17 protein-coding genes are annotated in these 24357 nt (G+C 47.2%); 3 read left to right on the top strand and 14 right to left on the bottom strand.

The annotated features are described in order from the left end of the window. Positions 1-9: 9 nt before the first annotated feature. From MHH93_RS10965 to nirB, 3 genes are all read right to left on the bottom strand, one after another. Positions 10-429, bottom strand: coding sequence for a hypothetical protein (locus MHH93_RS10965; protein WP_500054072.1), 420 nt, complete (start codon positions 427-429; stop codon positions 10-12). Positions 430-770: 341 nt separating this feature from the next. Next, entirely contained in the window at positions 771-2909 is a 2139-nt protein-coding gene (nasC, locus tag MHH93_RS10970; protein WP_500054073.1) for an assimilatory nitrate reductase catalytic subunit NasC, read from the bottom strand. A 33-nt stretch (positions 2910-2942) separates the two neighbouring features. Continuing rightward, a complete protein-coding gene (nirB, locus tag MHH93_RS10975) occupies positions 2943-5180 on the bottom strand; it encodes a nitrite reductase large subunit NirB (RefSeq protein ID WP_500054074.1) in 2238 nt (745 codons plus the stop codon). A 427-nt stretch (positions 5181-5607) separates the two neighbouring features. Between nirB and MHH93_RS10980 the strand changes: the two genes are divergently transcribed. After that, positions 5608-6837 carry a nitrate/nitrite transporter gene (locus tag MHH93_RS10980; RefSeq protein WP_500054110.1) on the top strand — a complete coding sequence of 410 codons (1230 nt, stop codon included), beginning with the start codon at positions 5608-5610 and terminating at the stop codon, positions 6835-6837. A gap of 144 nt (positions 6838-6981) precedes the next feature. Here MHH93_RS10980 and fabF read toward each other — a convergent pair whose 3' ends face one another. Next, entirely contained in the window at positions 6982-8220 is a 1239-nt protein-coding gene (fabF, locus tag MHH93_RS10985; protein WP_500054075.1) for a beta-ketoacyl-ACP synthase II, read from the bottom strand. A gap of 138 nt (positions 8221-8358) precedes the next feature. Between fabF and MHH93_RS10990 the strand changes: the two genes are divergently transcribed. Then, positions 8359-9222, top strand: a complete 864-nt coding sequence (locus MHH93_RS10990; protein ID WP_500054111.1) for a helix-turn-helix transcriptional regulator — start codon at positions 8359-8361, stop codon at positions 9220-9222. 151 nt (positions 9223-9373) lie between these two features. Further along, complete coding sequence (locus MHH93_RS10995) at positions 9374-10048, top strand: response regulator transcription factor (RefSeq protein WP_500054076.1); 675 nt, start codon at positions 9374-9376, stop codon at positions 10046-10048. Between the two features lie 21 nt (positions 10049-10069). On the opposite strand, the gene MHH93_RS11000 is transcribed toward MHH93_RS10995, so the two are convergent. The 10 genes from MHH93_RS11000 to MHH93_RS11045 all read right to left on the bottom strand — a co-directional run bounded on the left by MHH93_RS11000 (position 10070) and on the right by MHH93_RS11045 (position 24038). After that, the gene (locus tag MHH93_RS11000; protein WP_500054077.1) at positions 10070-13294 is read right to left on the bottom strand and encodes a hybrid sensor histidine kinase/response regulator; all 3225 of its coding nucleotides are present in this window, start codon (positions 13292-13294) and stop codon (positions 10070-10072) included. A 193-nt stretch (positions 13295-13487) separates the two neighbouring features. Then, positions 13488-13793, bottom strand: coding sequence for a PAS domain-containing protein (locus tag MHH93_RS11005; protein WP_500054078.1), 306 nt, complete (start codon positions 13791-13793; stop codon positions 13488-13490). A 70-nt stretch (positions 13794-13863) separates the two neighbouring features. Continuing rightward, positions 13864-15822: a methyl-accepting chemotaxis protein gene (locus MHH93_RS11010; protein WP_500054112.1), complete on the bottom strand. Its 1959-nt coding sequence runs from the start codon at positions 15820-15822 to the stop codon at positions 13864-13866. A gap of 364 nt (positions 15823-16186) precedes the next feature. Next, a complete protein-coding gene (locus tag MHH93_RS11015) occupies positions 16187-17026 on the bottom strand; it encodes a MetQ/NlpA family ABC transporter substrate-binding protein (RefSeq protein WP_500054079.1) in 840 nt (279 codons plus the stop codon). Between the two features lie 64 nt (positions 17027-17090). Continuing rightward, positions 17091-17762: a methionine ABC transporter permease gene (locus MHH93_RS11020; RefSeq protein ID WP_500054080.1), complete on the bottom strand. Its 672-nt coding sequence runs from the start codon at positions 17760-17762 to the stop codon at positions 17091-17093. Next, the gene (locus tag MHH93_RS11025; protein ID WP_500054081.1) at positions 17759-18568 is read right to left on the bottom strand and encodes a methionine ABC transporter ATP-binding protein; all 810 of its coding nucleotides are present in this window, start codon (positions 18566-18568) and stop codon (positions 17759-17761) included. Before MHH93_RS11025 ends, MHH93_RS11020 begins: the two co-directional genes overlap by 4 nt. A gap of 131 nt (positions 18569-18699) precedes the next feature. Next, on the bottom strand, positions 18700-21003 hold the full coding sequence (locus MHH93_RS11030) for an outer membrane protein assembly factor BamB family protein (protein ID WP_500054082.1): 2304 nt from the start codon (positions 21001-21003) through the stop codon (positions 18700-18702). A gap of 100 nt (positions 21004-21103) precedes the next feature. Then, entirely contained in the window at positions 21104-21898 is a 795-nt protein-coding gene (locus tag MHH93_RS11035; protein WP_500054083.1) for an energy-coupling factor transporter transmembrane component T family protein, read from the bottom strand. Beyond that, positions 21873-23444, bottom strand: coding sequence for an ABC transporter ATP-binding protein (locus MHH93_RS11040; RefSeq protein ID WP_500054084.1), 1572 nt, complete (start codon positions 23442-23444; stop codon positions 21873-21875). Before MHH93_RS11040 ends, MHH93_RS11035 begins: the two co-directional genes overlap by 26 nt. Then, positions 23445-24038 (bottom strand): ECF transporter S component, encoded by a 594-nt coding sequence (locus tag MHH93_RS11045; protein WP_500054085.1) that lies wholly within the window; start codon positions 24036-24038, stop codon positions 23445-23447. Between the last annotated feature and the right edge of the window lie 319 nt (positions 24039-24357).

Genomic DNA, 24357 nt, shown 5'->3' on the forward strand with positions numbered 1-24357 from the left:
CATCACTCTCTACCACAGACGTCCGGCAAGCATTGTAAATCGGATAAACACCACGTTGTCGCCGTCCTGTATCAACATGGATTGATCCAGTTCCTGCAATTCTTCATCGTTGAGAAACACTTTGTACAATCCATCCTCATAGGCAGTTATAGCTGTCTCCATCGCAACACTAACATCAGGAACACCCTCATTGTTTACTGCGCCAAACCCGACTTTCCCCGCCGCTCCCTGCGCCTCAATATCATCCGGCATCAGGTAGGCGAGTAATTCTGTCTGTTGCTTTTTGTCTTGAAGAGCTTTCACTTGTAGAGCCACCATGTTCTCAATGAGTTGCCTTAGCGTATGAGTTGTTTCCGGAAGTTCGGCAGCTTGCTTGGCAAGTACCGGCTTGCGCTTACCCAGACTTTTTACCGTTATCCATATATTCACTGTCATGCCCCCTCTGTCCTGCCCTATTTGAAGAAGCTTCCATAAGCCCCGATATCTATACCACGATGCGTAATAACCTAAACTCGCAATGACGATCTATCTCAAAATAAAATCAAAAATGCGTACATATGTACCCCTAATGAACATCATAACTAAAATTCAGTCCATATTCATGAGCCAATCCTCATGTTTACGTGGAACCACGGAACTATGACCTACTTGCGTACATATACGCAAAAAAAGCCGCCCAGTCTCATATAACTATGGGACTGGCAGCCGCTTAACTACCATAAGAGCAACTTATGACACCTGGTAACCTGTAATCTGAAACCCTGTATGAATCATCTGACCAATCGTAACGGTCGAATGGTTACAGCTGCTGTCTTGAATCCAGGCATCCGGCAGATCGGGTCCAATTCCGGTCTGGTCGCCCGGTTCACATTCTGAACGCCGCCCCAATGCATCGGCACAAACAAGGTATCCTCCCGAATCGAATCTTTGATGCGCGAACGAACTGTGAAACTTCCATACACCGATTGAATCTCTACCCACTCTCCATCGTGAATTCGATGACGGGCAGCGGTTACCGGATGAAGTTCAACGAAGTTCTCCAGTTCACGGGATGCCAACGCTGGACTGCGATGTGTCTGCACCCCTGTAAGATAATGAGGGAGCACACGCCCATTGGTAAGAATTAAGGGGAATTCCGGCGATATATCATTCCAGCCCGGACTTGATTCGAATGTGAATGCCGCTTTACCATCCGGGTGGGCAAATCGTTCACCGAACAGTAGTCCTTCTCCCTGCTCCTCCGGGGCAGAACACGGCCAGTATACCCCTTTCTCGTTACGTAACCGCTCATAGGTAATGCCATAGTAATTAGCGACTCCACGACGACTCGCCACCCGAAGCTCATTAAAGATATCCTCAGCACTGTCATATTCAAAATAAGAATCTTTGCCCAGTTGCGCAGCAATCCGGCATAATATATCCCAATCATCGAGCGTTTCTCCTGGTGCAGGTCGCCCCTGTTCGCGGAGCAGAACACGCCCCTCCAGATTGGTCAGTGTACCTTCATTCTCCATATAAGATGTAACCGGCAGAACCAGATCAGCCATTCGTGCTGTCTCGGACAGGAACATGTCTGCCACGATTAGAAAATCCAGCTTGCGCAGACCTTCTTCCACCAGACGCACATTGGGATTGGATACAACCGGGTTGGAGCCCATCACGAGTAATGCCCGAATCTCCTGATCATGAATCTTCTCCATCATCTCGTAGGCCGAGACCCCTTTACCTGGCAGACTTGCGGGGTCCACGCCCCAGACGGATGCCACATAGGCACGATCAGCTTCATTTTCAATCGATCGATAACCCGGTAGCTGGTCAGCCTTCTGCCCATGCTCCCGTCCACCCTGCCCGTTTCCCTGACCGGTGATGGCACCATATCCACAGCCTTCTCGGCCAATTTTGCCAGTCGCTAATACCAGGTTGAGAAAATGCCTGACGGCCATATGCCCATCCGTCTGCTGCTCCACACCACGTGCTGTCATGATCATACCCGTCTTTGCCTCACCATAAGCCATCGCCGCCTGACGAATTAAGGCTATATCCACCCCACACGCTTGTGCCGCCTGTTCAAGTTCCACTTCAGCCAATGCTTGTATCAATTGCTCGTAACCATGTGTTCGTTCGCCTATAAAGTGAGGGTTTATCAATCCGGCATCCATAATGACCTTCAACATGGTATCCGCCAGCAGTGCATCCATGCCCGGCTTCACCTGCAAGTGAAGATCGGCAATGGCCGCGGTTGCCGTCTTGCGTGGATCAATAACGATAATGAAGGCTCCATTCTCCTTCGCCTGATTAAAGTACGGCAAAAGAGTAGGTTGGCATTCTGCAATATTCGTACCTGCGAGTACGATGCAGCCTGCCTTGGGAATATCGGACAGGCGGAACGTCAGTCCTCGGTCCATCCCGAATACTTTACTTCCGGCCGAAGCGGCAGCTGACATACAGAACCGTCCATTATAGTCGATATATTTCGTCCCCAAAGCAACCCTGGCGAACTTGCCGAGCAGATAGGCTGTCTCATTGGTTAAAGATCCGCCTCCGTATACTCCGACCGTATCCGCTCCATATGAATCTTTCAAGTTCTGAAACCGCTGTGCGATGGTCTGAATGGCCTCTTCCCAGGAACAGGATTCCAGCTCGCCATTGCGACGAATCAGCGGGTGCATTAATCGAAGTCCACTGAGCGCATGCTGATGGGCATTCATGCCCTTCACACACAGCCTGCCCTGAGAGGCTTCATTCGGAACGCCCTGTACCGTATATTCCGCTCGGCTGTTGCCTGCAACAGGCCCAGACAGCTCCTCGACTTTCATCTTGCATTGCACACTGCAATATGGACATTGTGTTTCTTTCACATACAGCTTGGATGCCGCCATTTCCGAAGTTATCGATATTCCCATTTTCATCCCTGCCTTTCAGCTATAATCGACTGACCCGTTTCAGACGGTGCCCTGCACCGCGGATGATTCAAGAGATTGCTTCATGCTGAATGTTAAAGCTGAATCCCGCTCTTGATAATGAATCGCAACAAGTTCCTTCAGTAATTGGTCATCCAGCAACGTTTCTCTAATCGACATGAATCCCATTCGCTCAGTCCATGCCCATAATGGCTCATCATACCAAGCCGTTTGGCGATACCACTGAAGACAGGCTGTTGCAAGCATGACCGCTTGCTGTTCTGTTTCTGCAACCCCGAGCAAGCCACCTTCCTTCACAGGGTGCTCTGCATGACCACCTGCGTAGATCTCCCATCCAGCTGGTGAAGCCAATAAGCCGATATCCTGAACCAGTGCGCTCACCCATGATCCTGGCCCTGGTGCGACCCCTAGATTCACAGACGATGGCATCGCTGTACCGTTCCAAATTGTACGAAGCTTTGCTGCCAAGCCACTCGCATCCTTCGCATAGGATGAAAGCTTGGTCTGATCATCCCAACGCACCTGAATCTCCAAGTGACCCTCTATCTCATCATCACTTGAAAGCTCAACCTGATTTCCATTTCGTACAACTGTCCAATATTCAGCAAGCATGCTCTCTCTGTCATTGATCAATCGATTGGATATCTGTAAGTAGTAATGAATCACTGGGCGACATACCACGCAGCCATGCTCCGACCTCCAACCCAGCTTCAGAAGGAACACGGTTGGATCTGTCTCCCCAACTATAATATTAGCCAGCAATTCCTTCAGTTCTGCATGCCCAAGCTCCGTACAACTGCATATCGGCATTGGAGCAGGTTTATCCGGTGCGGCTTCCACTCCAGTACCCCCGTTATTTTTCAGATTATGCGTATGTTTCAACAGTGCAGCCACCATCGGGCGACAGCCACCGCATGAACCCGATGCCTTAGTCTGCTCCTTCACCTGATCTGCAGTTTCCAGCCCCTGTTCTTGAATCGCCTTCATAATGACAGCCTTGGTCACATTGTTGCAGGCACATACAGTCTCCTGAGACGGTAATGCGGCAGCAGCCCTCTCAGCCAGGTCTGGGGCCCCATCACGCGGAGTCAATTCCGCCACATCCGCACCTCGTTGCACCAGTCCAAGCAATGCCGTTCCTTCGGTTGTATCTCCAAATAAAATGGCTCCACGCACTTTGCCAGCCTTCATCAGTACCTTTTTGTATATGCCTTGAATGCCATCCAGATGTTGAATTGCAGTCTGCATGCCTTCCCCACTAATCTCACCCGCCGAGAAAACATCAACCCCCGATACCTTCAACTGTGAGTAAGGTATAGATCCTTTGTATTCAGACGTTTCCTGTCCACAGAGCGTACGGGCGAGCACCTTCCCCTGTTCGTATAAAGGGGCTACCAGACCGTAGCTAATTCCCCGATGTTCGGCACATTCCCCCACTGCATATATATCCGGTACACTGGTTCGCATGTAGTCATCTACCATAATTGCCCGATTGGTGGCGATCCCGCTGCGTCTAGCCAGATCCACATTGGGCCTAATCCCTACAGCGACAATGACAACCTGAGCTTCAAGCTTGGAACCATCGGTGAACAGCAGCCCCTGCGCCTGCGATCGTCCGGTAATTTTCTGCGTATTTTTGGACAAAAGAAAGGACATGCCCTGGTCTTCAAGCTCCTGCTGAAGCATCGCGGCGGCTGTCTGATCCAACTGCCGGTTCATAATGTAAGGTGCATTATGCACCACAACAGCTTCCATACCCAGATGCAACAACCCGCGTGCAGCCTCCAGTCCAAGCAATCCACCACCAATGACGGCGGCTTTGCGATATGCTTTGGAATAATCAGACATACGCGCACAGTCATCGATAGTCCGGAAGGACATGACCCGCTCTTTATCCATTCCTGGAATCGGTGGGATAAACGGTGAAGACCCTGTCGCCAGAATCAGGACATCATAGGTTTCTCTTAAGCCGGATTCAGTCTCGATATATTTTCCTCGGGTATCAATTCGGTGCACCGTTTCACCTGCGCATAACCGGATATGACGCTCGGCATACCAGCTCCAATCATTGATTATGATATCTTGTAATGAATGTTCACCCTGCAATACTTTAGATAACATGATCCGGTTGTAATTGGGACGGGGTTCATTGCCGTAGATGACAATCTCATACGTATCAGGCTCCAGTGCGATGATCTCTTCAACACACTTCACGCCAGCCATGCCATTCCCGATAATCACCAGTTTGCTTCTGCTCATCGGCTACCCCCTATCTCTCTCAATCCTGAAAATAAACAGAAAAATCCCTTCTCCATCATTCGGAAAAGGGCACCGTTGCCTCCGGAATCCACACGCCATTGTGTGGATTCATATTAGATTCAGATTAAGGGAATCTTAATCTGGTGTCAACTAAATTAACACCAAATATCCGGAAAAAGATAAAAAAATGAATTATTTAAAATTACATGTAATTTTTGTTGACATACACATTTTCTCTTGCTTATAATTTGAATCAAAATCACAGTGCTGTGATCAACTCAGATGCGGGAACACAATGACGTGTACCGCCTGTCGGCAACGGGGCCGCAAATCGTTCTGATCTGGACGAATTGCGGCCTTTTTCTGCCTTAACAAGCACATAGACAAATGACGAAGATCTCAATTGGATGAGGAGCGATGATGGATGATGGAGAGCAAAAGTTTTTGGAAAAGCGGGCATAAGCCTACCCTCTTCGGGGCGTTTATGTATTTTGACATCAGTTTTATGATATGGGGAATGCTTGGTCCACTCGCAGTTGTGATTGCACTGGATTATCCGATGACTCCGCTCGAAAAGGCCAATCTGGTCGCATTGCCTATCCTTGGCGGCTCCATCCTGCGCCTTGTGCTCGGCTTCATGTCTGATTATATTGGTCCGAAACTGACCGCACAGATCGGGATGCTTGTCACCTTAGTTCCTTTATTACTCGGCTGGTTATGGGTCGACTCTTTAAGCCAATTGTACGTGGTGGCACTCTTGCTCGGTGTCGCAGGCGCCTCCTTTGCTGCTGCGCTACCTCTAGCAGGCCAATGGTATGGCAAAGAGCATCAGGGTCTGGCGATGGGTATTGCCGGGGCGGGTAACAGCGGAACCGTACTTGCAACGTTGTTTGCCAATCGCTTGGCTACGCATTTTGGCAGCTGGGAAGTTGTGTTTGGACTTGCTATTATACCGATCGCTATTGTATTCATCCTCTTTTCTATCTTTGCCAAGAATAGCCCTAACCGGCCTGAACCCAAGAAATTGTCCCAATACGGAAGTCTGCTTAAACAAAAGGATGCTTGGGTATTCTGTGCCTTCTATTGTGTAACCTTTGGTGGCTTTGTTGGATTATGCAACTATCTCACCATCTTCTTCAACACCCAATATGGACTCTCTCCTGTTCGTGCCGCAGATATTACCACCTTCTGTGTCATCGCAGGCAGTTTCTTCCGACCTGTCGGGGGGTACTTGGCGGACAAAATTGGCGGAACACGCATGCTAACCTTCCTGTACACAGGAGCCTGTATCATGTTGGTCGGTGTATCCTTCATGCCACCACTTCCTGTTGTAGTCGTCATGTTGTTCCTTGGCATGATGTGTCTGGGGGCCGGAAATGGCTCGGTATTCCAACTGGTTCCTCAACGCTTCGGCAACGAAATTGGTCTGATGACAGGTATTGTCGGTGCCGCCGGCGGATTGGGCGGGTATGCGCTGCCGCTGATTCTCGGTCAACTGTATAGCAGCTATCAATCCTACACACCAGGCTTTGTCATTCTTAGCCTGATTGCAGCAGCTTCCCTGTTCCTTGTTCTCTTCATGCAATCCCGCTGGCGTGTGAGCTGGTTGAACCGAGGCAGCAAAGGCATGGCAGAATCGACGTCTCTCTCTTCGTAAGGCGTGCAATCACTCGCCCGTTAATCATGGTAGAGTTGTACGAATGATCCATAATAGCCCAAGGAACAGCGTAGCCCCATCAGGCTGCGCTGTTCCTTGGGCTAGGGCTGTTCTTTCTGCTAAAAGCTGCTTTTTCTTTTTGGCTTAAGATGAATATTTTTGAAGAACAATAACCGCATTATGACCGCCAAAACCAAATGAATTAGACATCCCAATCCGCAGCTCCGCTTTTCTTGCCTCGTTCGGTACATAATCCAGATCACATTCAGGGTCACTCTGCTCCTGATTGATAGTTGGAGGGATGATGCCATGCCGCAAACTTTGAATAAGTGAGATCGCCTCCGCACCACCTGCTGCACCAAGCATATGTCCCGTCATTGATTTATTCGCCGTAACCGGAACGTCATAGGCGGCTGTTCCGAAAAGTTGCTTAATCGCTCTGGTTTCCGAGAGGTCACCCGCCTCCGTACTGGTGGCATGAGCATTAATTACATCAATGTCTTCAGGTCCAATCTGAGCTTCTTTCAATGCTGCTCTCATCGCCAGATAGGCTCCCCGTCCTTCCGGGTGGGTAGCTACCATGTGATATGCATCTGAGCTGGCACCATACCCAATCACTTCGGCAAGAATATTCGCCCCTCTTCCCAATGCATGAGACAGTGATTCCACAACCAGGATTCCAGCACCCTCTGCCATGACAAAACCGTCTCTCCCCGCATCAAATGGACGACTTGCTGCTTGGGACGCTTCATTTCTGGTTGACAACGCTGTCGCATTACCGAAACTTGCCAGTGACACTTCGGTTACAGCCGCTTCTGTCCCTCCAGCAATAATGACATCAGCTCCACCGTGACGAATGACCCGAAAAGCCTCTCCAATAGCTGTATTGCCTATGGAACAAGCGGTTACCGGCGACAAGGTCGGCCCCCAGCAACCAAACCTCATACTGACCATAGCCGCAGCCATATTGGATATCATCATCGGTACCAATGTCGGGCTGACGCGCGCAGGTCCCCGATCAGACAGGACCTTGCCTTGTTCCATCAATGTCTGGATTCCGCCTATGCCTGAACCGATATATACACCTACCCTTTCACGGTCCAGTTCATCCATGACAAGACCCGATTGCGATACAGCTTCTTCCGCAGCAGCAACAGCAAATTGCACGAATCGATCCATACGCCTTGCTTCCTTGCGTCCAAAACGCTCTTCACCATCAAAATCATGGACCACGCCAGCGATTCTGGTTTTGTACAAAGCTGCATCGAAATGCTCTATAGGCGATACACCTGATCTACCCTCAATTAATCCATTCCAGAATGTATCTACATCATTTCCCAAAGGGGAGATAACTCCCATACCTGTAATCACGACTCGTTCCATGTTCATTCTCCTTCAGCACGTTTGTCTACCTTAATCTTACGCTCTGCCACTAATAGTGCACTTTTGAATATCCTATTACAAGTTGTCAATTATAATAGTATAATGACTACCATGATAACGAGAATTGAAGGTGATGAATTGAACTACGATGTCAGGTTACAGGCATTGTCCACTTTTCTGAAAACACAGCGTTCCAAAATTTCTCCCGAATCGGTCGGTTTACCCACTGGAGGTCGGAGAAGAACACCTGGGCTGAGGAGAGAAGAGGTTTCCCAACTGGCAGGAGTGAGTACAACATGGTATACCTGGCTTGAACAAGGTCGGGATATTCAGGTATCCCATTCCGTGTTGGATAACATTGCTTCAGCACTAAGGCTTACTGCAGATGAACGAAAGTATCTGTTTTCGCTCGCCATGGAGCATCATACGGAGTTGCCCACACTGGAGGAAGAACCTGTTCAACTTCACCCTTCCTTGCAGAAAATTTTACAAGAACTTCACCACTGCCCTACCGTGATCTCGGATCGGCGTTGTTATATTGTCGGCTGGAATGATGCAGCCCGTCATGTTTTTATGGATTTTGAACAGATCCCCCCTGAACAGCGGAATATGATCAGTCTGTTATTTGATCGAAAGGAATTTCGCAGGCTTGCTGTGAACTGGGAGGATTTTGTTAGCGGATTTCTGGCGATTTTTCGTGCTTATTATGGTCAGTATGTGGATGATGAATGGTATAATTTATTTCTGGATGACATGATGAGCAGACATTCCGATTTTCAGACGCTTTGGAAACAAAGCAGTGTCAGCAGTGCACCGGATGTGTTAATCGAATTCAGGCATTCCAAAGCAGGCAAAATGCTTTTTGATCTGACCTCATTGCAGGTTAAGGGCAGCTCTGATCTGCGTTGCAGTGTGTATACCCCAGCTCCAGACACCGCTACCGAACGTAAACTGATGCGCTTGATCGAGCGTGAAGCGGACTCATATCTTGGCAAGAGTTAATTCGGAGTCTCTCAGATCCTGCCCGGTCATGTCATAATTCTGACACCCTCATGTTGCAAATTTTAATTAACAGGGTATACATGATCAAGTATATTAAGCTAACCCATGGATCTTAGTCCTTCTACACGAAGGGGATTCAGAAAGGAATATCATGACCAAAGTGCTTATCATAGAGGACGACAATATGTTAGGCGATACATTATCCCTGTATTTACAAGGTGAAGGGTATGATGTTATCCGTGTCGATAATGCAAGAGATGGTCTTCTACAGCTTCAAGCGCGGCCTGATATCCTGCTTCTTGACTTGATGCTCCCTGATTCGGATAATAAAAATCCTTGTTCTCTCATGCGTCAACATACCCCCATTCCCATCATCGTTATCTCTTCGTTAACCGAAGTTTCTGAGCGGATTCGATCATTAACCGATGGAGCTGATGATTATGTCTGTAAACCTTTCAGCATGCAGGAGCTAAAAGCACGTATTGAGGCTGTATTGCGCCGATATTCCATATTGAACAGCTCTGTTGTTACCGAACAGGAAAACGGAATATCTATCGACCTGGCCCGAAGAATCGTTCTGTTGAATAACCAGCGAGTCGAAATGACGTTCTCCGAATTTGAGATTATGAAGCTGTTTGTCCTCAATCCTGGCAAAGTTTATAGTCGGTATGCCTTGATTGAAGCCATTCGGGGTATTGATGCCTACATTAATGATCGCACCATCGATGTACATATTACCAAGCTACGTAAAAAAATCGAGGACAACCCGAAAAACCCCCAATATATTCAAACCATCTGGGGGGTCGGGTATAAGTTCACACCTTAAAGCAGCACAGCTTCATTTAGGTCACCATGGCAGAGAGTCAATGATAATATCAATCTCTTGTTGCACCTTCTCCAACACCGAATTTAGTTCCTCTTCTTCAAATACCGGACGGGACAAGAGCGATTCCAGTTGAAGAACCAGACGTAACAGGTCCACTGCATGCAAGTTGGCAGCTACACCTCGGAGTGAATGGACGTTGCGGATCACAGCAGTAATCTGCTGCTGCCGAAGCTGCGTCGTGAGTTTCTTCTGAAATGAGCCATACTCCATTCTGAATTTCGTGAGCGCATATTGCAGAATATACGGTTTGCCGTCCATCTGATTGATCGCCTTTTCCACATCAATTCCATTGATTTTCCTTATCCCTTTTAGATCTATCCATACTGCCAACATGTCTGCGATCTGTTGTTCTTGTATGGGCTTGGTTAAGACGGCATTCATGCCCGCTTCGAGATATAATTCATAGTCCTTGTTTAAACCATTTGCTGTAAGCGCGATAATGGGTGTACGGTCATATTCCCTCATCTTGCGAATGTGTCGCACCGCATCCATTCCATTCATGTCTGGCATGTAGAGATCCATCAGAATAAGTTCCCATGTTTGTTCGTTCAATTTCCTCAAAACCTCTGTGCCACTGTCAGCCAGTGTCACCTTGAATCCGAGATGTTCCAGCATCGCCCGAATAGCCAATTGATTGATTTCATGATCTTCCGCTATCAGAATGTGCCCGTTCGAGTTCAATGAATCGGAGTCCTCGCCGTCTACCATGTGATGCTTCTCCAGCGGGCCTTCGCCCTGAAGTGCAAGTATGACTTCGAATAGTCCCAGACGTGTGATGGGTTTGACCATCATCATGTCCAGTTGTATGAATTTTTTCTCACTCCAGAGGGCATTTTCACTGAACGCATGCGTATAACCGACCACCTGAACTTTTGTTCGATCTAATTGCTTCATCAGGTTGTTCCAGGCTGAACCATTACGTACGTGATCTGCATCCATATCGATCATAAATAATAACGAACCTATCCCCTCTGCATTAGCTATAACCCAATCGCTCTCTATCATAAGATCCAACGTAGGATACAGCATCGGCTTCATCCCGAATGAGTAGAGTATCTGCTTCAGATTTTCGCCCATTCGTTCATCTTTTTCGATAATAATTACGTCATACGCACAATAGAGAAGCGGGTATGTTTGCAGGAAGGAACTCTCTTCTTCCGAATCTGCAAGATCAAATATCAAATCGAATGAAAACAGACTGTACTCTCCGAGCACACTATCCACCCTCAGGCTTCCTCCCAAGGAGGTCACGAGCAGGTAACAGATGACCAGTCCGAGTCCAGAACCCCCATATGTTCGATACGTCGAAGGCTCCGCTTGAGTAAACGGGACAAACAGCCGCTCCAGTTGCTCGGATGAGATTCCAATTCCCGTGTCCTCTATCTCAAAACGAACCTGTACCCGCTCCGCCTCCAATGAGAGTACCTCTGCCTTCAGTGTTACATAGCCATGCTCCGTAAATTTAATCGCATTACTCAGCAGATTCAATAAAACCTGTTCAAGTCGGAACGGATCACCAATCACCGTTAACGGCAGATCTGGATCGGTTGTAAAGATCAATTCGATATCTTTATTTCCGATAGCTACACCAACCTGATCTGCCACACGTTTAAACACATCCTCTAGTGAAAAAGAAATCTGTTCCAAAATCAGCTTGCCTGCCTCAATTTTTGAAAAATCAAGAATATCATTCACAAGAGTAAGCAAGGTTTGAGAGGAAGCATTGATTTTACTTAAATAATCCTTTTGTTGTGAGGATAGATCTGTTCGTTGAAGCAACAGCGAAAAGCTGATAATACCGCTCAGTGGGGTACGAATCTCGTGACTCATGAATGCAAGAAACTCACTTTTCGCCTGGCTTGCTTTGTCTGCTTTCACACGATTATACTGATCCGAAATATCATGGATCACTGCCTTAACTTTTTCACTTGAGTTTAGTGTTTTAACAGGGTATAGATACACCCGAACATGCTGCTCATGACCTTCTCCAACAATGAAACTCAGTTCCGTATCCTGAGCTATATTGTGATGTAAGGCTTTTTGGAAAATGAACAACCAATTGTCCTGCTGCTCAATGAACAATAAATCTTCAAGCTGACGCCCAATCACTTCATGCCTGTTCAGGGCCAGAGCATCCAGAAATTTCTGGTTAACTGACACAATATATCGGTTGCTGTCCATACCGACCAACCAGTCTGCAGACACTCGCTCTAGTGTTCGATATCGCTCTTCGCTTTCTTGAATCCTACGTTTAACTGCTCTGTGTTCCGTGATATCCAATCCATAGCCCACGACATATTTCACCACACCCTCTTCTAGCAGAGGACGAATTTTCACCAGCGAATAGTAACCTTCATGCTCAATCTCGTAAAAGAAAGATTCCCCTTCCCAGGCCCGGTTAAACTGCTTTCGCAGAAATTCTACCTTCTCCTTAGGGATAATATTCAATGCACCCAGTTTGTAATCTTGCTTCAGATTACTCATATCCAAGCCCAGACGAGAGAGCATCTCTCCTTCAAGTAGAAGGTACTCAAATTTTCCGTGCTGTTTTCGAATTTTAAAAGTAAAACCAGGCTGCATACGAAGCATTTCAAGCATCTCCTGATCCCTTTGAATGACCAAGTGTCTGTATCGATGATTTTGATTCAAATAGTACAGAAATAGAACAACCGCCAAGAGGCAAATACACTGAAACAGCAGGATTATCCACAAAATCGCAAGCGAGGGAGAATATGTTTTCACCATAATCGACTCATATACAGTAGTTAGCAGCAAAGCTCCCATTACCCACTTGAGTGTAAATCTTCTAATATATTTGAAACTCAAACCTATTGCGACAACAAACATCATCTCTAACAATGCATACTGCCCGTTCTCAAATAAAGGGTTAACCCCCATGTTAATCCGGAAAATCCACATGCCTATATAAGTAGCAAATGCAGAAACAAATCCACCAAAATAAGCGGCTAACAGATAAACAACGGCTCTGAAATTCAACATGGTACCGTCGCTCAATACAATATAAAAATAATATAAAACGGTACCCAACATGCTCAGCGTAATACCGATAATGATTCGAGTCGTGATCGTAGATGAACGCGTAGCATTGGTTTGGTTCAGATAGTGATGAATCAGAAAAACAAAGATCAGAATCAGCGTGTAATTTAATACAAGATCGCGTAGCAAATGGTCACCGTCCACATTACGAATTCAGGAATTCATGCATTCAATGAATATTGCCGGATTCACGGTCGCAGTTCTCCAGTATACAGATCATAGTATGCCGGGCTCCCTTATTCAATCGACGATGTGGACCATTTTTATGAAAATATCATTTCCATTCAGCTAACATACATTTATCGCAAGATAAGTTTTTTTCTCATGAAAGTTCATCATTAAATATGCTGATATAAAAGAGAGAATCATCCAAATGTACCGATGTAATCGTAACTTGGGCTTCCCACATTTCCTGATTAGCCTTCATCAGTTTGGCTACGCCAGACCAGGTCTGATTCCCTCTCCATTGGGTATCCATTAGCAATCGGGCAGGCTGACCTATGGTGCTCTCCCGTGAGAGTCCTGTCTTCGTTACATAAACAGAATTCACATCCAGAATCACACCCTCCTCATCTGTAATCATGACCGCATCCGTTAAGAGTAAGAAGGCTCTGAGTTCTAGTTGCATGGTTGTCCACTCCCCTGATGAAACATGATGTGAAGCCCTTCCTGTGCGATAATTTCTTCTACGATCCCGACTAATATTTAAACTGTCTGATAAGACGTTGCAGCTCTTCAGCCAGGGTAGACAGGCCACGAGCCGAGGCAGAGATCTGCTCCATCGCTGCCAGTTGCTCCTCCGAGGAAGCGGCCACTTCTTCGGAAGTTGCGGCGTTGCCTGACGCAATACCTGCCAACTCATTGGATACAGCCGTTACTTCCTGTACACCCGCTGTAATCTCTTGTGACGTAGCTGCAATCTCTTCAATCTGAGGTGTCGTTTCACGCATACTATCCAGAATGCGTTCAAACTTCCGAATCGCTTCTGTAGAGATTTCCATGCCTTCTCCAACCTCTGAAGTCACTTTCTCCATCATGCGAACGGAAGCAGCCATATCTTCCTGTACCGCCGAAGTCAGCACGGTAATTTCATTGACAGACTGCCCGGATTGCTCTGCCAACTTGCGAACCTCTGCTGCTACAACGGCGAATCCATTGCCATGTGTACCTGCACGAGCAGCTTCAATCGATGCATTCAGCGCAAGCAGGTTTGTCTGCTTGGCTATATTTCCGATTAACTCCGTAATCGCTGAAATTTGGTGTGATCGTTCATATAACGCCTGAATCATTAGGTTCGTTTGCTCTACCGTCTCTTGAATCGATTGCATCTGACTCACCGTCTGCTTGACCGTGTTGCCACCTTCTTCTGCTTGTACGGTTGTATGTTTAGCCAGATCAGCGACATGTATGGAACGTTCGGCAATTCTTGTAATGCCAATCGTAATTTCATTCATGGCCTGATGGTTATGTTCAATCCCCTGGGTCTGTTTCTCGGCACCACTCGCAATTTCCTGGATGGCTCGTGCTACCTGCTCACTGGCTGCACTGGTCGATTCTGCACTCTGAGTCATTTCATCCGATGAGATAACGACCTGACTGGCGCTGTTCTCCACATTCTGAATCAGTACACGCAGATTACTCTGCATTTTGCCAAAAGCTTCACTCAGCTCACCAATCTCATCATTACTTGTGTTGGTAATGGTCTGGGTGAGATCCCCTTCGCTCACCTGAATCGCCTGATCCTTCAACTGCCGGATCGGTTTAATAATCGATCGCATCACCAGCCAGATGACCAAAATTCCGATAACGAGACAGGATACAATGACAATAATCATTCGATTCAGTATGGGTGCAGCTGCATCGTCCACCTCAGAGGAGAACATGGTGCCTGCAACTTTCCATCCCGTGGATGCATTTGTAGCGTAATACATGACCTTATCGACCTGATCAAAAGTATAGTTGAAGTTGCCGGATTCATTCGTATACACTTGTGTCCAAAAATCTTCTGTTGCATCTGTACCGGGTTGTACCGTTGGATGATAGATATATTTTTCGCTGGCATCCAGGAGAATCAGATACCCCTGTTCTCCTACTTTAATGCCGCTCACCAATTTACTAATGTTCGTCAGATTAAGATCCAGCTGAACTACACCTGATTGGTCATTCAGTGCTTTGGCGATCGTGATGGTGATCTCATTCGTCTCGGCAGAAATATAAGGATCTGTAACAATCACCTGCTGTGGCGCACCCATTGCTTCCGTGTACCATGGTCTCGTTCGCGGATCATAATCCTTGGGCATCTCCGCATCAGAGGACATCAGATACACACCCTCTTCTGTTCCCACACCTATGGTGATGATATCTGTGTTCTGCGCAGCGTAGCCCTTCAATTCGTTCACGACCCGAACCTCAGCATCTTCTTGTCGCAATTGCTCTGCCAGTGTACTCGCATAATATTCAATATGGTCGCGCTTGGCATTGATCGAGAGATCAATCGTCGCACTCGCAAGATTCACGTTTTCCATCGCACTATGTAAAATTTGATTCTCCACTTCATCTCTTGCACTGTTATACGATAACACGCCAATACTTAACGAAGGAATAGCCAGGAAAGCTATAAAGGACATCACCAGCTTCGTTTTAAAATTGTTATGCATCTTGTTGAACCATGTCGATTTGCTATTTTTTCGGGACAAATTTCTCTACCTCTTCCAGATTAATTTTAGTTTTACTTGTTATAACTTATAACGAGCAAACCATCTTTATAAAAACTAGGTCTCACTTCTTGTAAAAAACGATTTTTTCACTAAAAAACACGCTTAAATCTCTTAATTTATAATCCTAAAGAACTATTTTCAAACAAATTATACGAAAAAACTATTAAATAAAGTGTTCCTGGGATATGACCAAATTGTTAACTTTCTAAACAATTGAATAGCAACCTGCGGGTTCCATAAAAAAAAGATCCGAGCAATATCGCTCAGATCTCAAAAGGCCGTTCACATTAGGCTACATATTCTACTATTCGAATGCCGGGATTGCGATGTCAGCATATTTTTCTTCAAAAAAGGCTTTGACCTCAGGACCTGCCATACGCTTAGCCAGCTTCTGGATCGCTTCAGAGTCCTTGTTATCCTCACGGGCAACCAGGGTGATTGCAAAATGGGAATCATCCTTCTCGGTTAACAATGCATCTTTTTTAGGAGTAAGACCCAGCGGACTGGCATATGCAGGTGTCATGGCTACCAGATCGGCATCATCCATCATACGAGCCAGCATCAACAAGTCCACTTCCTTGAACTTGAAGTTCTTTGTGTTTTCGGTGATATCCGCCTGTGTAGCGTTAAAACCTACGCCTTCTTTCAGCTTAATCAATCCATTTTGCTCCAGCATCACAAGAGAGCGACCAATGTTGGAAGGATCGTTCGCAATTGCAATGGTTGCACCTTCTGGCAATTCCTCAATGGATTTAACCTTTTTGGAGTAGCCGCCATAGATCGCATTATAGATGGGTTGCACTGCAACCAGATTCGCATTGTTTGCTTCATTATATTGAGTCATGTAAGGCACATGCTGGAAGAAGTTCGCATCTACTTCCTTGTTCGCCAGGGCCGTATTCGGCTGAACGTTATCGGACAATACGACCACTTCCAGGTTGACACCATCTTCCTTCAATAGTGGTTTAACAATATCCAGTACATCTGTCATCGGTGGAATCAACGTGGCCACTTTCAGCGTAATTTCTTGTGCAGCTTGTGTATCTTCTTTTGTTCCTTCAGCCGCAGGTGTTTCTTCCTTTTTACCACAAGCAGCTACGACCAGCATGACTGCAAGCAACATCAGTACCATTTTTGCTTTCATTATAAAGTCTACCCCTCATCCTATAATCTGTATTGTTTATTTTTGATACGGAACTGCCATACGCTTAAGACCTGCGATCCAGCCAGTGGGACAGTCTGCTGCCTGTGAATTGGATCATCTGTACCAGGATAATCATAATGATGATCGTAAATACCATAATGTCCGTTTCGAAGCGCTGATAACCGTAGCGAATGGCAAAATCTCCAACCCCGCCGCCACCTACAATGCCCATCACTGTCGAGTAGGAGATAAAGCTAATTGTAGCTGTAGTGAGTCCCAATACAAGGCCGGATCGTGCCTCCACGTAAAGGAATTTCACCACAAGCTGCATCGTTGATGCCCCCATGGAAGCAGCAGCTTCAACTACTCCTTTCGGTACATCTAGCAATGCTTGTTCCACCAGTCTGGCGTAGTAGGCTATCGCAATGACCGAGAGTGGAACGGTGGCCGCCAGTGTACCGATGGACGTTCCAACGACGATTCGTGTGAATGGAATCATGAAGACAACCAGCAGTAAGAATGGAAACGAACGAATGATGTTGACGATACTGCCGAGTACAAAAGACAACGTTTGATTCTGATACCGTTGTCCTCTCCGGAATAAGTACAGAAGTGTACCCAGAGGTAACCCGATCAGAACAGCTGCTGCAATGGAAATGCCCACCATGACAAAAGTCTCTCCGATCGCTTGCCATATCTCATGCTGATACTTCAGTACAGATTCAGGTAATCTCATGACTTGTCCCCCTGTTCTGTCTGACGGAACAAAGACGAACCTGCCATCCCATATTCATCACCCGCAAGCAAGGAGGTCAGCAGATCCGGCTGTGGAGCGGGAATACTGCTCACTTCCGCTTCAGTCAACGTTCGTACGAGTCTCCCATCCTTCATGACGGATATCCTGTGACATAGTCTACGAGCCACTTCCATCTCATGCGTCACGACAACAATGGTCACGCCCAGCGTTTCATTGATATGACGAAGCACATCCAGTATGCCATTCGTAGTCTGTGGATCAAGCGAAGAGGTAGGTTCATCACAGAGCAGTACATCCGGACGACTGGCGAGTGCTCGTGCAATCGCCACACGTTGCTTCTGTCCTCCACTAAGCTGAGCAGGGTATTGATCTGCCTTGTCTTCCAGTCCAACAAACCTAAGCACCTCAAGTCCACGTTCGACTCGCTGTGTACGGGACATACCCGCCAGTTCCAGCGGCATACAGACATTGCCACTCACCGTTCGATTACTGACCAGATTGAAGTGCTGAAAGATCATGCCAATGGACCTTCGTGCCAGACGCAGCGTGCGCTCCTTCATCTGGGTCAGGTGCTGCCCATTCACAACAACCTCACCATCATCCGGCTTTTCCAGACCATTGAGCATCCGCAAAAGCGTGGATTTGCCTGCGCCACTCGAACCGATGATGCCGTGAATTTCGCCTTGTCCCACTTCGAGCGACACCGAGCTTAACGCTTCGAATCCCTGATCTGCACGGGAACCGCGCTCGTTATAACGTTTGCTTACACCATATAATGAGATCATGGAGAGTCCTCCCGTGAATGATCATGCATGGTTCCTCAAGAACACATGAAGAAAGCCCGCACAGCCGATAACCGGAGCGCGAGCAATCCTGTTCATTTATAATAAATCAACATCCCTGATGAGACAAGCTTTTAAGGTGAGATTGCCTCCTGTAGGCGGCTGGCTTCATACACGCGAAAACGTCCGTTGGACGAACCCGCATACACTTCATTGCCGATCCGGTTGATCGTTCCATTCTTCGCATCCCGGTCGCGATGCTCCGGGTTTCCCATCACCACGTCATGTACACGACCTAACAAGGCTCCATTGTTTTTATTCAATACCAACCAATTCTCATCCATAGGCAGCAGCAACTGATCATCAATGACCAGATAGCTCCCCTGATTCGTGGGATACCTGAGAGTGGCAATCGTATCTTTGGCATTCCAACGCGTCTCCCCCGTATCATAATTCAAAGCCGCGGAGTACCCATTTTTAATTACATATAACTGATCATCTTCCACCAGTCCTCGTTCAATCTTGCCCTTGAGCGTCCACCGTGTTTTGCCTGTCTTGGCATCGTACAGGGTAGTTGTAAAATCTTCATACTCTCCGTAATGATCCCCGTTTTGATTCTCACGGATCAACAGCATGCCATCATTCAGTTCTTCAAATCTCTGTCCTACCCGAGCAGGAAATTGTGCAAGCTTTTTCCCCGTGTTCAGATCAAGCAGTAGCCACTGATTATCTATCGATAGCCATCTTTCAGCATCTCTGGTTGTAAAGGGATCCAGACGTTCGATCCCATCAAAATATGGATCATTCCCAAGTTGTTCTATAGTAGATCGCTTGGCCTTCAAGCTCCATACGGTTCGCCCTGATTGCGGATCGGCTGCAGTCAGCTTATTCTTTTCCCAATACAACACGTAAGGGTCATCTGCACTCTTGTTCAATAATTCATAACCTTTCGCGAGTTTTCGCGTCCACAATGTTTTTCCGTTTGCACTATCCAGTACCGTCAGCCAACTGTTGCTTGAGCTCTCAACAACCGGGCTATCCACGACCACAACGTTTTCCGCAGCGGTGATGCCATTTAGTCTAATATTTTGCTTAGGGGTGTACGTCCATGTGACCTTCCCGCTCTTCAAGTTCAGATGACGAATACGATCCACGTATTTTTTCTTGTCAGGGTCATAATCATTGTAGATTGTAACGTATTGGCGTGCTGTATCCACCTCAGCCTGCTGTCTTCCAAAACCCCCATTGGTCCTCCATAATTTCTGGCCCGTGTGACGGTCAAGGGCATATATGGAACCTTCGTAGTAACCCCCGCTAAATCCACCGTCATCCCCCTTCATCAGGAGTACATCATCCGTCGCTGCTTGTAAAAAAGTGTAGTTAATATCCCCCTGGTTAGTCCAGACCGGTTTCCAAGGGATTGACTTCGGCAGCGTTGTGCCGTACATTTTTGTCGTAAACCCATATTCATCCGCCCGACTGATATTCCAATCAGAAACGACAGCATTTCGATCATGCTGTGGTAGATTCCAGCGAGTTCTGACCAGCTTGCCATTCTTGTTGAATGTGACCAAAAATTGCCCATCTTGCCGCTCATATCTCCAGGTCTGTCCAATACTCATTGCATACCCTGTATCATTTAAATTGCTTGAACTCTCTCTCCAATCGGGCTCGCCTAACCACTCGGCCACTTGTTTGGAGGTGGTTGCCTTGTTCAGCTTAATATCCGTCAAATGACGAATAACCGAAGTCGGTAGCGATGTATCCTGTTGGAACCAACCATCAGTCACATTCTTCCGCTGCTCTATAGCCTGTGCCTTGATCCAGAAGAGTCCTGGCCGATACGTGGAGGATTCTTTATTCCAGATTCGTGGGGCAATGGAGACCCCATACCATCCTTTCCACTTTGCGACAATAACAGCCTTACCTGTTAACGCTTTCTCAAAAGACCAGGTTATAGAACTGTCCGGAGCCAGATACAGCTTGCTGCCTGATTGGAGCGTGAAACTTTGGGGAGCCGTTTCCGTCATGCTTCTGCTCTCCTTCAATGCATACCAACTTGGCAGCCAAAAGTCTCCATGATCGTTTGACTTGAGCTGCACCCATTCACCTCGAACCGATGCCAACGTATACTTTTCGTTTGTTGTTGTATAGTAACTAATTCCCATTTGGTCAGCAGCCACACTGCTGTCCCTCCTGTTTTTGAATAGAGGTATATCATTGATGAGCGTAACGGTTTCTCCTTTTTTATAGGCTAACTGTGTTGATATGGCTTGAGTACTTGCCCCTAAGGCTTGTGGCGTTGTAACCGAAGCTTGTCCTCCAAGCACTACCTTTTGTGAATCCAGCAGCATCCATCCCGTCAACAGTACAGCTGATAATCCAGTCATGGTAATCCACTTGTACCCCATCCCCTGCCAATCAGGACCCGTCTTCACTCTCGTTCATCCCCATCCATTAGAAGTTATTTCCATATAGACGTTGTGCACAGGAAAAAGTTACCGTATATCTCAATATATTTCTCTGCATCTCCCCGTATTACCTTACATCCACCATCGCAGCATGATAAGGAAAGGTAATCCCGATGTAATAAGCAGCTGTTAAGGTGAGCATATAATAAAAAACAAACCACAGATCAACTCGGGAATAGCCCATCTGAATGTAATACGTTCGGCTCGCCCCATCCGTGAATCCCTTCGCTTCCATCGCTACCGCCATTCGCTGTGCGCGGCGAATGCTCTGTGCCAGCAGCGGAATAGCGTAGCGCTTGAGTGTACCATATATGTTCCAGCGAGAACCACGTTGCTGTGTCCCGCGAATACGCATGGCGTAACGGAGCGTCTGGAATTCATCCAGCAAAATGGGGATCATGCGCATCGCGGCGAGAAAACTATAGGCATATTTTGCAGGAAGCCTCCACTGCTGCATCAGGGAATAAAACAGCCGTACCGGCTTGGTCGTAAGACCAAAGAGTAACCCGGCAGCTGCCATACTCAGCGAGCGAAATCCCAGATGTAACCCGCGATAAAAGCTCTCTTCGGTGATGTGAATCAGCCCCCACTTATACCATGTGGTCTCGCCCTTGCCAAACATCATCATACCCGTAGACGTGGAGATAAACACCAGCATGAATGGTGATGCGTACAGGATCAATCTGTACCACGGGTGGCCTGTCCAGCACAGTAATAGCATCATCGCCACCGCAACATTGGCCATTACATTCAGATTGTGAATAAGAATAACGATGATAAACATCATCGTCAGAATAATCATCTTTAATCCCGGATTAACGGTATGAAGCCAAGTTTCACGGTGAGGAAACGACAGTTGCATCAGTTAACCTCCCCTCATCTACCGTCCAGATTCGGGTGCAATATCTTTTTACAATTTCACGATCATGGGTAACCATAACAATAGCTGTTCCCTCTCTCCGCAATTGCTCCAGTTGTGCTAACATAGCGAACGTATTGCGGGCATCCTGTCCAAATGTGGGTTCATCCAGCATCAGAATTCGTTGCTCTCTCACCAGTGCAGAGGCCACACTCAAACGTCGTTTCTGCCCCATCGATAATTGGTAGGGATGGCGCTCGGACAGGTCGATTAATCTAAATTGATTCAGCATATGATGAGTCCTGGCAAGTCTTTCTTCCGTTGTAAGCCTGCCCCCCAGCAATGAGAATTCCACTTCTTCCGCGACGGTGTTCGTCACAAATTGAAACTCCGGGTTCTGAAAGACAAACGCAATTCGATCTGCAAGCTGCTCCGTTTTGCCAGAAGGCTGACCGTGCACCTCATAATGACCTGTTGTTTTCAGGATATTCATCAGAGATAACAACAATGAGCTCTTGCCAGCTCCATTGGCTCCGACAATACCAATCCAATCCCCATGCCATACCTTGGCCTGTTCCACCTGAATGAAAGGTGTTTTCCCACGCCATCCGGTGAACTGCTGCAAGTCCAGTGCAGGCTGATCGACTGACGAAACAGGCGATAAGGATGAGACCTGAGATATGGGGGATATACCCGGTGTATCGGATAAGCCAGACGATTGCTGTGCTTCCAAACTTGATATGCCCTGAATCTCACACACTTGTAGCTTCCCAGAAGTACTTCCCTCTTCTTCCTTAGCTACCTGCTCTTGCTCCTCCCATATGCCTGGATACCAGATTCCATAAGCCTTCAGCTTACCCCGTTCATCCGTAAATACCTGCTGTGCTGGCCCATCTGCCACAATCTCTCCTTCAGGTGATAACACAATGATGCGGTCCACCATATCCACAATCTCGTTTATTTTGTGTTCAACGATGATGATCGTTTTGTCACTGGCGATCCGTTTAACGGTGTCCCACACTTGGGAAGTACCCTCATCATCCAGCAGTGCAGTGGGCTCATCCATAAACAATACCTCCGGGTCCATGGCAAGCATTGAAGCAATCGCAAGACGCTGCTTCATCCCCTGAGACATGGACTGGATCAATACACGATTCTGTTCCAGGGATAACCCCACTTGTTTCAGATAATATTCAATCAGAGCCGGCATCTCTTCACGCGGAATATTTCGGTTTTCCAGCACAAATGCGATCTCTTCATCCGTAAAGGACATACAGAATTGGGTATCCGGATCTTGAAAGACCACTCCTGCTTTGGCGGGAACCTGAATATCATCACATTTCATCGGAATCTCAACCGAACGTGGGATCAGACCGCTCAATATTTGCAATAACGTCGATTTACCGGAGCCGCTTGGCCCAAGCAACAGCACTTTCTCCCCTTGACGCACAGAAAGAGACAAGCCTTGAAATACCAAGGCTTTCTCTCCCGGGAACTTGCATCTTAGATTCGTCACACTTACCGCTTGCGAATTCCCCTCTCCGCTCATCTAATCCAGCGCCTCATAATCCTGTTTGGATACCGGTCTGAGGGAGCGTGTTACACCGGTCAATTCCAGAGCTTTGGCGAGATAATATGCGAACACTCCGGCAATCAGGATGCTTCCGATGAAGCGGAACCCGATGAATAACGTATAATTCCAGGCGGAGAGTGAATCGATATACCCGTACTGATAATCCAGCAAAAGTGAAGCCGCTGCCGCTCCTATGGCTGCAAGACAAGTGACAAACAGATTGGTTTTGCGATACAGGAATGCGGCTAAGAATATCTCGGCTCCCAACCCTTGCAACAGACCATACACAAGTGTGGACATGCCCCATTCACTGCCCAGAAAAGCACTTACCGTTGAAGCCGCAACCTCGGCGAGAATAGCCACCCCTGGTTTACGAATGATCACAAAAGCAAACGTGCCCGCCATAAACCACATGCCGTAGATCATCTGCTCCGCATGAACACCGAATGGTTTCATCAGATCATATGTAGGTCCCCATATCTTGTAAATCACCCCAAACACCACTGCGATCACGATGGTTACCAGAATATCCGTTAGTTTCAATCGCTTGTTGCCTGCTGTTGTTGCCATGTTCTCTACGTCCTTTCTCTGTCTCCTGTGAGGGTTGTAAAAATAAACGAAAAAGCCTCCCCGGTTCCGGGCAGGCCTTACGCACAGTATACAATCCTCACAATGATGTATCGGATGGATGTCGGAAATAGAAAATCAACCATCCCTCTTCGCCCTGGCAGATACACCACCACAGTTCAAAAAGGTCTGTTGTTCATCCACATTCATTCCCACAATTCACCCTTACATATCGCAAATCCATGTTCTCTACGCTGGCATTACCCAGATCAGATGTACGGTCAGCGGCACAAGGCCACTCTCTCAGCCCAACTTCATTGAG

The sequence above is a fragment of the Priestia sp. FSL H7-0729 genome (assembly GCF_038005685.1).
Lineage (GTDB): Bacteria > Bacillota > Bacilli > Paenibacillales > Paenibacillaceae > Paenibacillus.